Origin of the sequence: Enterocloster lavalensis (genome assembly GCF_046603895.1) — a bacterium.
GTDB lineage: Bacteria > Bacillota > Clostridia > Lachnospirales > Lachnospiraceae > Enterocloster > Enterocloster lavalensis.
Genome location: NZ_CP176637.1, coordinates 3,226,202 through 3,240,220 on the forward strand (window position 1 = coordinate 3,226,202; position 14,019 = coordinate 3,240,220).

Consider the following 14,019-nt stretch of genomic DNA (forward strand, 5'->3'; position numbering starts at 1 on the left):
TAGGAAGTATGGAAACAAAGAACAACCAAGGATTTTTGGAAAAGGTGTTTCATCTGTCGGAGAACCACACCGACGTCAAGACAGAGGTAATCGCCGGTATTACCACGTTCATGACCATGGCGTACATACTGGCAGTTAACCCCAACATTTTAAGTGATGCCGGAATGGACCGGGGAGCGGTGTTCACCGCTACGGCGCTGGCTTCCCTGGTGGCGACCCTCCTGATGGCCGCGTTTGCCAACTATCCCTTCGTTCTGGCTCCCGGCATGGGCTTAAACGCATATTTTGCCTACACTGTGGTGCTGCAGATGGGTTATACCTGGCAGATGGCTCTGGCCGCAGTGTTCGTGGAAGGCCTGATCTTCATCGCCCTGTCCCTGACCAATGTGCGTGAAGCGATTTTCAACGCCATCCCCATCAACTTAAAGCACGCGGTGTCCGCCGGTATCGGACTGTTCATCGCATTTATCGGACTTCAGAACGCGAAGATCGTTGTGGACAGCGCAACACTTGTTTCCGTTTATTCATTTAAAGGCTCCATCGCGGCAGGCAACTTTAATTCCGAGGGAATTACCGTTCTGCTGGCGTTAATCGGAGTTCTGATCACCGGTATCCTGATCGTTAAGGGCATCAAGGGAAATATCCTGTGGGGCATCCTGATCACCTGGATTTTAGGAATTCTCTGCGAAGTGACCGGCCTGTACCAGCCCAACGCGGACCTGGGCATGTTCAGCGTGATTCCGGATTTCACATCCGGTTTTGGTATTCCCAGCATGAAGGAAACCTTTATGCACGTAGATTTCAGCCGGGTACTGTCCCTGGACTTCCTGGTGGTAATGTTTGCGTTCCTGTTTGTGGATATGTTCGATACCCTGGGCACCCTGATCGGCGTAGCCTCCAAGGCGGATATGCTGGATAAGGACGGAAAGCTGCCGAAGATCCGCGGCGCCCTGCTCTCCGACGCGATTGGTACTTCTTTAGGCGCACTGTTCGGAACCTCCACCACCACAACCTTCGTGGAGAGCGCCTCCGGCGTTGCGGAAGGCGGAAGAACCGGTCTGACTGCGGTGACTGCGGCTGCATTCTTCGGACTGAGCCTGTTCCTGTCCCCGATTTTCTTAGCCATCCCGTCCTTTGCAACGGCTCCGGCTCTGATCGTGGTAGGATTTTTGATGATTTCCGCGATCCTGAAAGTGGATTTCAATGACTTTACGGAAGCGATCCCCGCATATATTGCAGTAATCGCAATGCCGTTTATGTACAGCATTTCCGAAGGTATCGCAATGGGCGTTATCTCTTACGTTGTAATCAATCTGGCTACCGGACGTGCCAAGGAGAAGAAGATCAGCGCGCTGATGTATGTCCTGGCCGTGTTGTTTGTGCTCAAGTATGTGATGATTTAACCTTAACCGTTCAGACGGCGGGAAAATTGGCAGGTAAAGCAGCGTCAAGCTCGCTTGTAAGCAGCTTTACCTGCCAATTTTCACATCGGATGGACATCCGATGCTTCTTGACCAGCATTATCGGTCAAGAAGATAAGCCGTCTGGACTGAGCAGCATCTGTAGGCGTTGGTTTAAAACCAGGAGGTATTGTCAATGGCAGTTGGAAAAAGTATCATCCGCGTTGACGCATGCGAGAAGGTGACGGGCGGCGCCCAATATACGGCCGATCTGGAACCGAAAGGCGCTCTGGTCGCGAAAGTGGTCAGAAGTACCATCGCCAACGGGGTAGTAAAAGGATTTGACCTGGAGGCGGCCCTGGCGGTGCCGGGAGTTGTGAAGATCGTCACATGTTTTGATGTGCCGGACTACCAGTTCCCCACCGCGGGCCATCCCTGGTCCGTGGAGACGGCCCATCAGGACATCGCGGACCGGAAGCTTTTAAACACACGGGTCCGCGTGTACGGCGATGATATCGCCGCCGTGGTCGCGGAGGATGAGATCGCCGCGGCCAGGGCAGCGCGGCTGGTGATGGTGGAATATGAAGAGTATCCGCCGCTTCTCACGCCGGAAGAAGCCCTGGCGGAGGGGGCGGCCCAGCTGCACGACGAGAAGCCGGGCAACCTGATCGCCCACTCTGGATTCAAGCTGGGCGAACTGAGCTACGAGGAGGCCGCAGAGGAAGAGGGCCTTATTGTTATCGACAAGAAGTACGGGACGCAAAGCGTGCAGCACTGCCATATAGAGACGCCGGTTTCCTTTGCCTACATGGAAAAAGGGCGTATTGTCGTAACTACCTCAACCCAGATCCCCCATATCGTGCGCCGGGTGATCAGTCAGGCGCTGGGCGTGCCTATGGGGATGATCCGGGTGATCAAGCCGTATATCGGCGGCGGGTTCGGCAATAAACAGGATGTGCTGTACGAGCCGTTAAACGCCTATCTGTGCACGTTGGTAGGCGGGCGCTGCGTGAAGATGGAGATCAGCAGGGAGGAAACGCTGGCCTGCACCAGAGTCCGCCACGCTATGGACCTTCACGTGAAGGCGGCGGCCAGGAAGGACGGCACCCTGGTGGCCAGAAAGCTTACCGCTTACTCCAACCAGGGCGGATATGCCAGCCACGCTCACGCCATTGTGGCGAACACTTCAAATGAATTTAAACAGATTTATCACGATGAAAAAGCGCTGGAAGCCGACGCCTACACGGTGTACACCAACATCGCCACCGGCGGCGCCATGCGCGGTTACGGAATCCCCCAGGCCGCCTTTGCGGCGGAGTGCATGGCCGACGACCTGGCGTTGCAGCTGGGAATGGATCCCCTGGAATTCCGCAGAAAGAACTGTATGCAGGACGGGTATGAGGATCCTCACACCCATGTGAAGTTTAACTCCTACGGCCTCAGGGAATGTATGGAAAAGGGCCGGGAATTTATAGGCTGGGACGAGAAGCGCCGGGAGTATGCGAATCAGACCGGGCCGGTGCGCAAGGGAATCGGAATGGCGATTTTCTGCTACAAGACCGGAGTCTACCCCATCTCCCTGGAGACGGCCTCCTGCCGGATGGTCTTAAACCAGGACGGCTCCATGCAGCTGATGATGGGGGCCACCGAGATCGGCCAGGGCGCGGACACGGTATTTGCGCAGATGGCGGCTCAGGTCACCGGAATCACCGAGGACCGGGTTAATGTGATATCCACCCAGGACACGGATAGTTCGCCCTTTGACACCGGAGCTTACGCCTCCCGTCAGACCTATGTGAGCGGCAAGGCGGTGGTAAAGACCGGAACATTATTCAAAGAAAAGATTCTGGACTACGCTTCCTACATGTTGAAGCGTCCTATGGATACCCTGGATGTGAAGGAGAACTGCGTGGTGGAACGGGAGAGCGGGGAGGTTCTTCTCTCCATGGAGGAGCTGGCAACCACGGCGATCTACAGCCTGGACCGCTCCGTACATATTACGGCGGAAGCCACCAACCACTGTAAGGACAATACCTTCGCCTCCGGAGCCTGCTTTGTGGAGGTGGAGGTGGATATGCCGTTGGGTAAGGTTAAGGTGACCAATATTATCAACGTCCACGACAGCGGAGTTCTCATCAATCCCAAGCTGGCCGAGGCCCAGGTGCACGGCGGCATGAGCATGGGGCTGGGATACGGCCTCAGCGAACAGCTGCTCTTTGACGCCAAGGGACGGCCGTTAAACGACAACCTGTTGGACTACAAGCTGCCCACAGCCATGGATACGCCGGACCTTCACGTGGAATTTGTGGAGATCAACGATCCCACAGGGCCCTTCGGCAACAAGGCGCTGGGCGAGCCGCCTGCGATTCCCGTGGCGCCGGCCATCCGTAACGCGGTGTTAAATGCAACCGGAGTGGCGGTGGACAGTCTGCCCATGGACCCGCAGAAGATGGTGGCCCACTTCAAAGCAGCCGGACTCATATAGAAAGGGCGGTGTTTTGTCATGTATGATATTGAGAAATATGATCAGGCAGTGGATGTTGCGGATGCCATCCGCGCTCTGGAAAATGATCCCGATGCAGTGGTGATTTCCGGCGGCAGCGATGTGCTGATCAAGATTCGCGAGGGTAAGCTGGCCGGGTGTTCCCTGGTGAGTATCCACGGAATCAAAGAGTTGGAGGGCGTTTCCCGGGAGCCGGACGGCACCATCGTGATCGGCCCCTGCACCACCTTCTCCCATATTGCCAACAATGAAATTATCCGCCGCTATGTGCCCATGCTGGGCGACGCGGTGGATCAGGCCGGTGGTCCCCAGCTGCGTAACATCGGCACCATCGGCGGAAATGTCTGCAACGGCGTGACCAGCGCGGACAGCGCTTCCAGCCTGTGCTGCTTAAACGCGGTTCTGGTCCTTCAGGGGCCTGAGGGCGTGCGGGAAGTCCCCATCAGCGCCTGGTACGCCGGGCCGGGACGCACGGTGAGAAATCACAGCGAGGTGCTCACGGCCATCCGGATCCGCAAAGAGGACTACGAGGGCTTTGGAGGCCACTACATCAAATACGGCAAACGAAACGCCATGGAGATCGCAACACTGGGCTGCGCGGTATCCGTGAAGCTGGCGGAGGACAAACGGCATGTGGCCGACCTGCGCCTGGCATACGGGGTGGCTGCCCCGACGCCCATCCGCTGCGGTAAAATCGAAGCGGAAGCGGTGGGCTGCGAGGCTGGAGAGGAGCTGGCGGAACGGATCGGCAAGGGCGCGCTGGAAGAGGTGAACCCGCGGTCTAGCTGGAGAGCTTCCAAGGAGTTCCGTCTGCAGCTGGTGGAGGAACTGGCAAAACGCGCCTTCAAGCAGGCGGTGCTGAATGCAGGGGGTGAGTGGAATGCTTAAAATCGTTCATATGGCGGTCAACGGAAATGATGTGGAAGTGGCCATCGATCCCAGGGAGTCGCTGCTGGATACCCTGCGGAACCGTCTGGGACTGACCAGCGTAAAGAAGGGCTGCGAGGTCGGCGAGTGCGGCGCCTGTACGGTGCTGGTGGACGGAGAGGCCATTGACAGCTGTATCTATCTCACCGTCTGGGCAGAGGGGCGCAGAATCATGACCGTGGAGGGCTTAAAGGGCCCGAACGGTGAATTAAGCCCCATCCAGAAGGCGTTTATCGAGGAAGCGGCGGTCCAGTGCGGCTTCTGTACGCCGGGCCTGATCATGTCCGCGGTGGAAATCGTGGGCACCGGAAAGCGCTACAACCGGGATGAGCTGCGCAAACTGATCTCCGGGCACCTGTGCCGGTGTACCGGATATGAGAATATCTTAAACGCTATGGAGCGTATTGTCGAGGAGACCTATAAGGTAGTGGGAGAGAGCTGAGAGGATAGAATATTATCATATAAGCGATACAGAAAGCGGCCGCCGCGGTTGGAAACAGCCCGGCGGCCGCTTCCGACGGCTATCGGGAGCGAAATCACCAGTAAATGCTTGCGATTCGCTTGCATATCGCAAGCGTTTTGTGATATACTACCTTTGAAAGGAAGTGATTAGTATGGCACGAACCTCTAATATTTTTGCCCGTGTAGAGCCGGGGATTAAAGAACAGGCGGAAGAGGTATTGGACCAGTTGGGGATCCCCATGTCCAATGCAATCGGAATGTTTTTAAGACAGGTTGTGCTGCAGCGCGGTATTCCGTTTGAAATGAAGCTGCCCGCAAGTGCACCAATCGCAATGGGCTCTCTGACCAAGGAGCAGTTTGATTCCGAGATCAACAAGGGTCTATCTGATATAAAAGCCGGCAAGGTTCACACTGCGGATTTTATTGAAGAAGAAATGAAAAGAGATTTTGGCGTATGAGCTGGAATATCGTATATTCAGAGCAGGCGCGGTTGGATTTGAGGAGGATTTACGAATACATTTCCAATGAATTGTGTGTGCCGGACACCGCCGCAAATCAGGCAAGGCGGATTATGCAGAGAATCAGGAGTTTGGATGATATGCCTTTGCGCCATCATTTGTATGAGGAGGAGCCTTGGCATAGTATGGGTATCCGTTTTTTTCCAGTTGATAATTACCTGGTTTTCTATCTGCCAAATGAGACGGAAGGGATTGTAAATATTGTCCGCATTATGTATGGTGGGCGGGATATTCGGAAACAGCTTAGCAATACCATAAAATTTTAGCATAAGAGGCATCGATGTGAAGTAGATGCAGTGCAAAAGCGGCCGCCGCGGTTGGAAACAGCCCGGCGGCCGCTTTACGCAGATTTTACAAAAACTATACGCAACCATGCTTTCGCCAAAGGCCTGTTTTTTGTATACTCCAAACTGTAACAGCAAGAAAAACATAAAACAGCACCCGGAAATGGACGGGGTGCGGATTCATTTGGAGGCATAGGATTATGAAAAAGAACAGAAAAGCAATTCTTGCAATGATCACAACGGCGGTGCTGGCGGCTGGCGCTTTGGCGGGCTGCGGCAGCGCTTCAGGAAATACCACGGAGGCTGCCGGGACGGAGGCCGGGACCACAGCGTCCACGGCGGCGGACACGTCCGCAGATACCACCGCGGACACCACGACGGCGGAAACGGCTGCGGATGAGACTGCCGCGGATTTAAGCGGCTCCATCAGCATGGTGGGCTCCACTTCCATGGAGAAGTTCGCCAACGCGCTGAGCGAGGCATTTATGGAAAAATACCCGGATGTGACGGTTTCCGCCCAGTTTGTGGGCTCCGGCGCAGGGGTTGAGGCGGTGTTGAACGGAACCGCGGATATCGGCAACTCCTCCAGGAACTTAAAGGACGAGGAGAAGGAAAAGGGCGCTGTGGAAAATATCGTAGCCATCGACGGAATTGCCGTGGTGGTGGACCCGGCCAACGGGGTTGCGGATCTGACCAGAGAGCAGCTGGCGGACGTCTACACCGGCAAGATCAATAACTGGAAGGATTTGGGAGGATCCGACGCCCCCATCGTGGTGGTGGGACGCGAGTCCGGTTCCGGCACCCGCGGAGCGTTCGAGGAGCTTCTGGGGCTGGAGGACGCCTGCAAGTACAGCAATGAACTGGACAGCACCGGAGCGGTGATGGCAAAGGTGGCTTCCACCCCCGGTTCCATCGGTTATGTGTCCCTGGACGTGCTGGACGATACGGTGAAGGCGCTGAATCTGGAGGGGGCCGAGCCCACCGAGGAGAACATCAAGGCCGGAAGTTATTTCTTAAGCCGCCCCTTCGTGATGGCTACCAAGGGAGATTTGAGCCAGCAGAGTGAGTTGGTGCAGGCGCTGTTCGCCTACCTTCGGTCCGACGAAGGCGCAGAGCTGGTGAAATCGGTGGGCCTGATCACCATCGAGTAACCGGGACTGGCGGACTGTTCCGGCAAAACGCCGGAATTACTGCCCGCCGGTCAGAACCTGCGAGGCGTGTTGCGGTCTGTTGTGTGCACTGCGACACGCCGGTCGTTTGAAAGGAGAGACACTGCATGAGCTCGGAAACCATTTCCATTCGTTCCCACCACGGCAGCAAGTCTGCGGTTGAAAAGGCAGCCCAGGTGATCTTTATGGCCTGCGGCTTTTTCGCTGTGCTGGCGGTGGCGTCCATCGCTCTTTATATGGTGGTCAGCGGGACCCCGGCGCTGTTTAAGGTGGGGATACTGGAAATCCTGTTTGGCAGCGTGTGGCGCCCGGATGGGGTGGAGGCGTCCTTCGGCATCCTCTACGTGATCCTCACCTCCATCGTGGGCACCTCCATGGCGATTCTCATCGGAGTGCCCATCGGCGTGATGACGGCCGTGTTCCTGGCCGAGGTGGCGCCGCCCAGGCTGGCGGGCTTTGTCCGCCCGGCCGTGGAGCTGCTGGCCGGAATTCCTTCCGTGATTTACGGCCTTCTGGGAATTCTGATTTTAAACCCGCTGATGTATAAGCTGGAGCTGATTATTTTCAAAGGCTCCCAGACCCATCAGTTTACCGGCGGCGCCAATCTCATTTCCGCCGTGCTGGTGCTGGCGCTGATGATACTGCCCACGGTGATCAATATCAGCGAGTCCGCGCTGCGGGCCGTGCCGGTTCAGCTTCGCAGCGCCTCCCTGGCGCTGGGGGCCACGAAAATACAGACGATTTTCCATGTGGCGCTCCCCGCGGCCAGGTCCGGGATCATCACCGCGATTGTGCTGGGAACCGGGCGCGCAATCGGCGAGGCCATGGCCATCAGCCTGGTGTCGGGCAGCTCGGTCAACCTGCCTTTGCCCTTTAATTCCGTCCGCTTCCTGACCACGGCCATTGTGTCGGAGATGGGATATGCGGCCGGGCTGCACCGGGAGGTGTTGTTCACCATCGGTCTGGTGCTGTTTGCATTTATCATGATCATCAATGCCAGCCTGACCGGGCTGCTGAAGAAGGGAGGAAACAGGAATGACAGGTGAAGCGGCCATTCGGATTCATAAACAGTCCGTGGTGCGAAAGAGCATCTACGGCAGGCATGTGCGCATGTCGGACCTGATTCTCACCGGCCTCATCTATCTGTGCGCCGGTCTCTCCATCGCCATACTGGCCGGGATCATGGGCTATGTGTTTGCGCGGGGAATCCCGAACATCAGCTGGCGGTTTCTCACCACGGTCACCAGCGCCACCAAGGGCACCTTTGGAATATTGGGAAATATTGTAAACACGTTGTACATTGTGGTGATCACGCTGCTGATCGCGACACCCATCGGAATCGGGGCGGCGATCTACCTGAACGAGTACGCCAGGCCGGGGCGTCTGGTGAAAGCCATTGAGTTCACAACCGAGACGTTGTCCGGCATACCGTCCATTATTTTCGGCCTCTTTGGTATGGTGTTTTTTGGAAATACACTGGGTCTCAAATATTCCATTCTCACCGGCGCGCTGACGCTGACCCTGATGATTCTGCCGCTGATCACGCGGACCACCCAGGAGGCGTTAAAAACGGTGCCGGACAGCTACCGGAGCGGCGCTCTTGGCATCGGGGCCACAAAATGGTATATGATCCGCACCATCCTGCTGCCTAGCGCCATGCCGGGAATTCTCACCGGCGTGATTTTAGCCATCGGCCGGATCGTGGGCGAGTCGGCGGCCCTTCTGTTCACCGCGGGCAGCGGTTACTACATGCCCGGAAACTGGCTGGGCAAGGTGATGGAGCCGGGCGGAACCCTGACGATTCAGCTCTATCTGTTCATGCAGAAGGCGAAGTACAACGAGGCGTTCGGCGTGGCGGTGGTATTACTGGCAATCGTTCTGGCCATCAACGGGCTGGCCAGATATTTATCCCGAAAATTCAATGTGGAGACCGGCGCATAGAGCCGGGGAGGAGAATCACGTGGAAGCAAAGACAAAAATTTCGGCCCGGAGCCTGAACCTGTATTACGGTGAAAATCACGCGTTAAAGGATATCAGTCTGTACCTGTATGAACATAAAATCACCGCGTTTATCGGGCCGTCGGGCTGCGGCAAATCCACCTTTTTAAAGACCTTGAACCGCATGAACGACCTGGTGGCCGGTGTGAAAATAGACGGGACGGTGCTGCTGGACGAGGAAGATATCTATGATCCCCAGGTGGACACCACGCTTCTTCGCAAGAAGATCGGCATGGTGTTCCAGCAGCCCAACCCATTTCCCATGAGCATCTACGACAACGTGGCCTACGGTCCCAGAATCCACGGCGTTAAGAACAAGGCCCGGCTGGACGAGATTGTGGAGAGCAGCCTGCGGGGCGCGGCGCTGTGGGACGAGGTTTCCGACCGGCTGAGGAAGCCGGCGCTGGGGCTTTCCGGCGGCCAGCAGCAGAGGCTGTGCATCGCCAGGGCATTGGCGGTGGAGCCGGAGGTGCTTCTGATGGATGAGCCGACTTCGGCGCTGGACCCCATCTCCACTCTGAAGATCGAGGATTTGATGGACGACTTAAAGAGCCGTTACACGGTGGCGATTGTCACCCATAACATGCAGCAGGCGGCGCGGATCGCCGACTACACGGCGTTTTTCCTGGTGGGCGAGGTGGTGGAGTACGCCGCCACGGACGAACTGTTCACCGTGCCGCGGGATAAGCGCACGGAAGACTATATTACCGGGCGTTTCGGGTGACGGAAGGTTTGGCAGCGGGTGCATACGTACAGCGACCAGCCGAACGGGTGGAGCCGGGCGTTGGGAAAGGGGTTTAAGATGAGCGTTAGAGTGACATATGAACATGAACTGGGGCTGCTCAACCAGGATTTGATGGAGATGGCCCATATGGTGGAGCGGGCCATTGAGCAGACCTTCACAGCCTTTGAGGATCAGGATTTTCAGATGGCGGAGGACATTATCAAGGGCGACCGCACGGTCAACGACATGGAGCGGGCCATCGAGGCGCGGTGCCTGTCCCTGATCCTGCGCCAGCAGCCTGTGGCTGGGGACCTGCGCCAGGTTTCCACCGCGCTGAAGGTGGTGACGGATCTGGAGCGGATCGGGGACCATGCCTCGGATATCGCGGAGCTGATTCTGCGCATCAAGAGCGATCACGCGTATCACATTGTAAAGCACCTGCCGGCCATGGCGGCGGCGGCTGGGAAAATGGTTCACGACGCCATCGAGGCGTTTATCAACCGGGATCTGGACGCGGCCGTCTCCATTATCAAGCGGGACGACGAGGTGGACAATCTGTTCAACCAGGTGAAAACGGACGTGATCCAGCTGCTTCGGGTATCGCCAGACCAGGCGGACCAGGGCATCGACCTGCTGATGGTGGCTAAATATCTGGAGCGCATCGGGGATCACGCAGTCAACGTGTGCGAGTGGACCCAGTTCTCCAGGACAGGGGCTCTGAAAAATGTGAGAATTATGTAAGTAGTTGAGGCGTGCGCCGTTGTGGGCGCGCGGTACATAGGGCGGTACGCTGTTGCGGGCGTACGTCCTTTACTTTTATTTTCAGATGCCTTAAAATAAAAATCAGCAGGACGGCAAGAGCCGAATCAGAGCGGAAAAGGAGTGTTGGAAATGAAAGTATTACTGATCAACGGAAGCCCTCACGGGGTGGGATGTACATACACGGCCCTGGAGGAGGTGGCCCGGGCGCTGCACGAGGACGGCGTGGAGACGGAGCTGATCCAGATCGGCAACGGAGCGGTCCACGGCTGCATCGGCTGCGGCCACTGTAAGAGCGCGGGCTGCTGCGTGTTCACCGACGACCAGGTAAACGAGGCGGCGGCAAAGCTGCGGGAGGCGGACGGTCTGGTGGTTGGTTCCCCGGTCTATTACGCCTCGCCCAACGGTTCGATCCTGGCCTTTTTGGACCGCCTGTTCATGAGCGGCGGCGGATTCCGCCTGAAACCGGCGGCGGCCATCGCTTCGGCCAGAAGAGCGGGCACCACGGCCACGGTGGATGCCATCAACAAGTATTTCTCCTTGTCCGGGATGCCCATTGTGAGTTCCAATTATTTCCATGTCATCCACGGAAATACCCCGGAGGAGGCGAAGCAGGACGAGGAGGGCATGCAGACCATGCGCACCATCGGCCACAACATGGCCTGGCTCCTGAAATGCATTGAAGCGGGCCGCGGGGCCGGAGTGGCGGAGCCGGTGGCTGAGGGGAAGATTAAGACGAATTTTATCCGGTAAGTGAACGGACAACACAATGATGGAATAACGCAGGCTGCGGGAACCGGTAAATGGGAGCCCGCAGCTATTTTGTACTCTGACCCCGGGAAATAGCGGTTGTGTGGAGGGTGAAAAGAATATATAATAGTAAGAGATTGACGGGTGTTTGAAAATAGTGGAGATAATGGGGAATTATGAGAGAGAGTCAGAGAGAAAAAATTGATGAGATTGTAAAATTTGCGAAGAAAAACGAGGATACAATCGGTTACAAGACGGTCGTTGACATTTTGAAAAATAAAGAAGATTCGGTGACAGAGACGGATATGCTGGGGACGATCGAGGAGATTTTACAGTACGGTATCCTGATTAATTACGGTGATGATGAAGGGTATCCGGCGGAGGAGATCGGCCCGGATACATTTATACCGGCGGATGTGAATATCAGCCAGAAACCCATCAACGTCTATAATCTGATGGAGCGTCTGGAGAACGATGAGATCAACCTGAGCCCGGATTTTCAGCGCAACGGAAATCTCTGGTCCCTGGAAAAGCAGAGCCAGCTCATTGAATCCCTGATGTTAAAAATCCCGATTCCCGCGTTTTATTTTAATGCCGCAGACGACGACCGGTGGGTTGTGATCGACGGACGCCAGCGTCTGACGGCTTTTCAGAATTTTTTGGTGGGGGAAGGCGGGGAAAAGAAAGCCTTTGAGGGGTTACAGTATTTAAGAGATTTTAACGGATTTACCTTTGACGATCTGCCCAGGCAATATGCGCGCAGAATCAAGGAGACTCCCATTATCGCCTTCACTGTCGAGAAGGGGACGCCGGATGCGGTGGTTTTCAATATATTCCAGCGGATCAATACGGGCGGAGTCATTTTGACGGATCAGGAGATCCGGCAGGCGCTCTACCAGGGGGCGGCCACTGAGCTGATCCAGCGTTTGGCGGAGAGCGAAGAATTTCTGGAGGCCACGCAAAGAGCGATCTCCCCGGCCCGGATGGCCGACCGGGAGTATGTGACGCGGTTTCTGGCCTTTACGGAGCTGGATTACAAAAAATATTACAAGGGAAACATCGACAATTTCCTGATAAAAGCGCTGAGACAGGTCAATAATTATGACAAGGATCAGATTGTCCGGCTGGAGAAGAAATTTAAAAATATTATGGGCTTCTGCAGCGCGATATTTGGAAAATACGCTTTCCGCAAGTACAATACAAATTGGCGCAGAGGACCTGTCAACAAGGCGATTTTTGAAATTTGGGCCGTCTGCTTTTCCGAGCTGACCGAGGACGAGCTGCAACAGATTGTTAAACGCAAAGATGAGTTTTTGACCGCTTTTGGCAAGCTGCTGCAGGACAGCGAATTTAATACCGCGCTGAAGGCGGGCGATCAGTATTCTACGGTGCGCAGAATCGATATGGCGCGGAATTTTGTGAGGGAGTTCACATGTTAAGAGAAGTCAAACTCAAAAATTTTAAATGTTTTGATCAGCTGACCCTGCCGCTGAAAGATGTAAACATGCTGACCGGCATCAACGGGGTGGGCAAATCCACCGTGATTCAAAGCCTGCTGCTGCTGCGTCAGTCCTACTTGCAGGACCGCTCCCTCAGGGGGCTGAGACTAAACGGAAAGTATGTGAAGCTTGGAAATGCCCAGGATGTGCTGTATGAGAAGGCCGCGGAGGAATTGATCGGGATTGGCGTCTCGGCTGACGAAGGTAATTTCTGCGCCAGCTTTCGCTATATCCCGGATTCCGATCTGCTTCCTCTGGAATCTGCTGATCCCGGCAAGTTGGAATCGGGAATTTTTGGGAATCGTTTTTCTTATTTATCCGCATTCCGCATCGAACCGCTGGAACTCTACCGCATTGCCAATGAGGAGGAGATTGTCAGAAGGGAATTCGGCAATAACGGTGAATTTGCTCTCCAGTATTTAAGCCTGTTCGGCAGTGAAGATGTGGAGAATCAGGCGGTTGTTCTGCAGGATAAGCTGGGGGCCAGTCTGGCGAACCAGACCAGGGTGTGGATGGACCGGATCGCCCCCGGGGTGGCTCCGCAGATCACGCTGAATCCCCAGCTGAGAACATCGCAAGTCCGCTATGAGTTTATTGAGGGAAAAGAGAAGACGAACTCCTATAAGAGCATGAACGTGGGATTCGGGATTACCTATGTGCTTCCCCTGATTATCGCCATACTTTCCGCCAGGCGGGGGGATATCATTGTGGTGGAGAATCCGGAGGCGCACATTCATCCGGCCGGGCAGAGGATGCTGGGGGAGCTGATCACCCGGGCGGGAGCCGGCGGTGTGCAGCTGTTAGTGGAGACCCACAGCGATCACATTTTGAATGGAACCCGGCTGGCCGTTAAAAAGGGCGCGATCGATGAATCCCTTGTGCAGCTGGTATTTTTCTATAAGGATGGCGCGGATCAATACAAACACAAGTATGTGGCGCCCAAAATCTACAGGGACGGCAGGCTGGACTGCTGGCCGGAGGGATTTTTGGACGAATGGGATAAAGCTCTGTATGATTTGATTTAAG

The 14,019-nt window shown here is 55.7% G+C and carries 14 protein-coding genes; all 14 read left to right on the forward strand.

What is annotated here, in order from left to right:
• Window positions 1–8 precede the first annotated feature (8 nt).
• The 14 genes from ACK2JC_RS14425 to ACK2JC_RS14490 all read left to right on the forward strand — a co-directional run bounded on the left by ACK2JC_RS14425 (window position 9) and on the right by ACK2JC_RS14490 (window position 14,018).
• On the forward strand, window positions 9–1,403 hold the full coding sequence (locus ACK2JC_RS14425) for an NCS2 family permease (RefSeq protein WP_092362583.1): 1,395 nt from the start codon (window positions 9–11) through the stop codon (window positions 1,401–1,403).
• A gap of 193 nt (window positions 1,404–1,596) precedes the next feature.
• Complete coding sequence (gene xdhA / locus ACK2JC_RS14430) at window positions 1,597–3,885, forward strand: xanthine dehydrogenase subunit XdhA (protein WP_320937733.1); 2,289 nt, start codon at window positions 1,597–1,599, stop codon at window positions 3,883–3,885.
• An 18-nt stretch (window positions 3,886–3,903) separates the two neighbouring features.
• Entirely contained in the window at window positions 3,904–4,791 is an 888-nt protein-coding gene (gene xdhB / locus ACK2JC_RS14435) for a xanthine dehydrogenase subunit XdhB (protein WP_320936309.1), read from the forward strand.
• Entirely contained in the window at window positions 4,784–5,272 is a 489-nt protein-coding gene (gene xdhC, locus ACK2JC_RS14440; protein ID WP_092362589.1) for a xanthine dehydrogenase subunit XdhC, read from the forward strand. Before xdhB ends, xdhC begins: the two co-directional genes overlap by 8 nt.
• Window positions 5,273–5,444: 172 nt before the next feature.
• Window positions 5,445–5,750, forward strand: a complete 306-nt coding sequence (locus tag ACK2JC_RS14445) for a type II toxin-antitoxin system RelB/DinJ family antitoxin (protein ID WP_024736679.1) — start codon at window positions 5,445–5,447, stop codon at window positions 5,748–5,750.
• A complete protein-coding gene (locus ACK2JC_RS14450) occupies window positions 5,747–6,076 on the forward strand; it encodes a type II toxin-antitoxin system RelE/ParE family toxin (protein ID WP_007706617.1) in 330 nt (109 codons plus the stop codon). Before ACK2JC_RS14445 ends, ACK2JC_RS14450 begins: the two co-directional genes overlap by 4 nt.
• 218 nt (window positions 6,077–6,294) lie before the next feature.
• Complete coding sequence (locus ACK2JC_RS14455) at window positions 6,295–7,245, forward strand: phosphate ABC transporter substrate-binding protein (protein WP_092362600.1); 951 nt, start codon at window positions 6,295–6,297, stop codon at window positions 7,243–7,245.
• Window positions 7,246–7,370: 125 nt separating this feature from the next.
• On the forward strand, window positions 7,371–8,309 hold the full coding sequence (gene pstC, locus ACK2JC_RS14460) for a phosphate ABC transporter permease subunit PstC (RefSeq protein ID WP_092362602.1): 939 nt from the start codon (window positions 7,371–7,373) through the stop codon (window positions 8,307–8,309).
• The gene (pstA, locus tag ACK2JC_RS14465; protein ID WP_320937440.1) at window positions 8,299–9,204 is read left to right on the forward strand and encodes a phosphate ABC transporter permease PstA; all 906 of its coding nucleotides are present in this window, start codon (window positions 8,299–8,301) and stop codon (window positions 9,202–9,204) included. Before pstC ends, pstA begins: the two co-directional genes overlap by 11 nt.
• 19 nt (window positions 9,205–9,223) lie before the next feature.
• Window positions 9,224–9,985: a phosphate ABC transporter ATP-binding protein PstB gene (gene pstB, locus ACK2JC_RS14470; protein ID WP_368272143.1), complete on the forward strand. Its 762-nt coding sequence runs from the start codon at window positions 9,224–9,226 to the stop codon at window positions 9,983–9,985.
• Between the two features lie 78 nt (window positions 9,986–10,063).
• Window positions 10,064–10,726, forward strand: coding sequence for a phosphate signaling complex protein PhoU (gene phoU / locus ACK2JC_RS14475; RefSeq protein ID WP_007706633.1), 663 nt, complete (start codon window positions 10,064–10,066; stop codon window positions 10,724–10,726).
• A 150-nt stretch (window positions 10,727–10,876) separates the two neighbouring features.
• On the forward strand, window positions 10,877–11,497 hold the full coding sequence (locus ACK2JC_RS14480) for a flavodoxin family protein (RefSeq protein ID WP_333685414.1): 621 nt from the start codon (window positions 10,877–10,879) through the stop codon (window positions 11,495–11,497).
• 173 nt (window positions 11,498–11,670) lie between these two features.
• Entirely contained in the window at window positions 11,671–12,933 is a 1,263-nt protein-coding gene (locus ACK2JC_RS14485; RefSeq protein ID WP_276949575.1) for a DUF262 domain-containing protein, read from the forward strand.
• Window positions 12,927–14,018, forward strand: coding sequence for an AAA family ATPase (locus ACK2JC_RS14490; RefSeq protein ID WP_333685411.1), 1,092 nt, complete (start codon window positions 12,927–12,929; stop codon window positions 14,016–14,018). Before ACK2JC_RS14485 ends, ACK2JC_RS14490 begins: the two co-directional genes overlap by 7 nt.
• Window position 14,019: the final 1 nt, after the last annotated feature.

Bases quoted from the DNA above. Each gene is read 5' to 3' on its own strand.
- ACK2JC_RS14425 (WP_092362583.1), top strand. From the start codon at position 9: ATGGAAACAAAGAACAACCAAGGATTTTTGGAAAAGGTGTTTCATCTG.
- ACK2JC_RS14445 (WP_024736679.1), top strand. From the start codon at position 5,445: ATGGCACGAACCTCTAATATTTTTGCCCGTGTAGAGCCGGGGATTAAA.
- ACK2JC_RS14480 (WP_333685414.1), top strand. From the start codon at position 10,877: ATGAAAGTATTACTGATCAACGGAAGCCCTCACGGGGTGGGATGTACA.
- phoU (WP_007706633.1), top strand. From the start codon at position 10,064: ATGAGCGTTAGAGTGACATATGAACATGAACTGGGGCTGCTCAACCAG.
- pstA (WP_320937440.1), top strand. From the start codon at position 8,299: ATGACAGGTGAAGCGGCCATTCGGATTCATAAACAGTCCGTGGTGCGA.
- ACK2JC_RS14490 (WP_333685411.1), top strand. From the start codon at position 12,927: ATGTTAAGAGAAGTCAAACTCAAAAATTTTAAATGTTTTGATCAGCTG.
- pstC (WP_092362602.1), top strand. From the start codon at position 7,371: ATGAGCTCGGAAACCATTTCCATTCGTTCCCACCACGGCAGCAAGTCT.
- xdhB (WP_320936309.1), top strand. From the start codon at position 3,904: ATGTATGATATTGAGAAATATGATCAGGCAGTGGATGTTGCGGATGCC.
- ACK2JC_RS14455 (WP_092362600.1), top strand. From the start codon at position 6,295: ATGAAAAAGAACAGAAAAGCAATTCTTGCAATGATCACAACGGCGGTG.
- ACK2JC_RS14450 (WP_007706617.1), top strand. From the start codon at position 5,747: ATGAGCTGGAATATCGTATATTCAGAGCAGGCGCGGTTGGATTTGAGG.
- ACK2JC_RS14485 (WP_276949575.1), top strand. From the start codon at position 11,671: ATGAGAGAGAGTCAGAGAGAAAAAATTGATGAGATTGTAAAATTTGCG.
- xdhA (WP_320937733.1), top strand. From the start codon at position 1,597: ATGGCAGTTGGAAAAAGTATCATCCGCGTTGACGCATGCGAGAAGGTG.
- xdhC (WP_092362589.1), top strand. From the start codon at position 4,784: ATGCTTAAAATCGTTCATATGGCGGTCAACGGAAATGATGTGGAAGTG.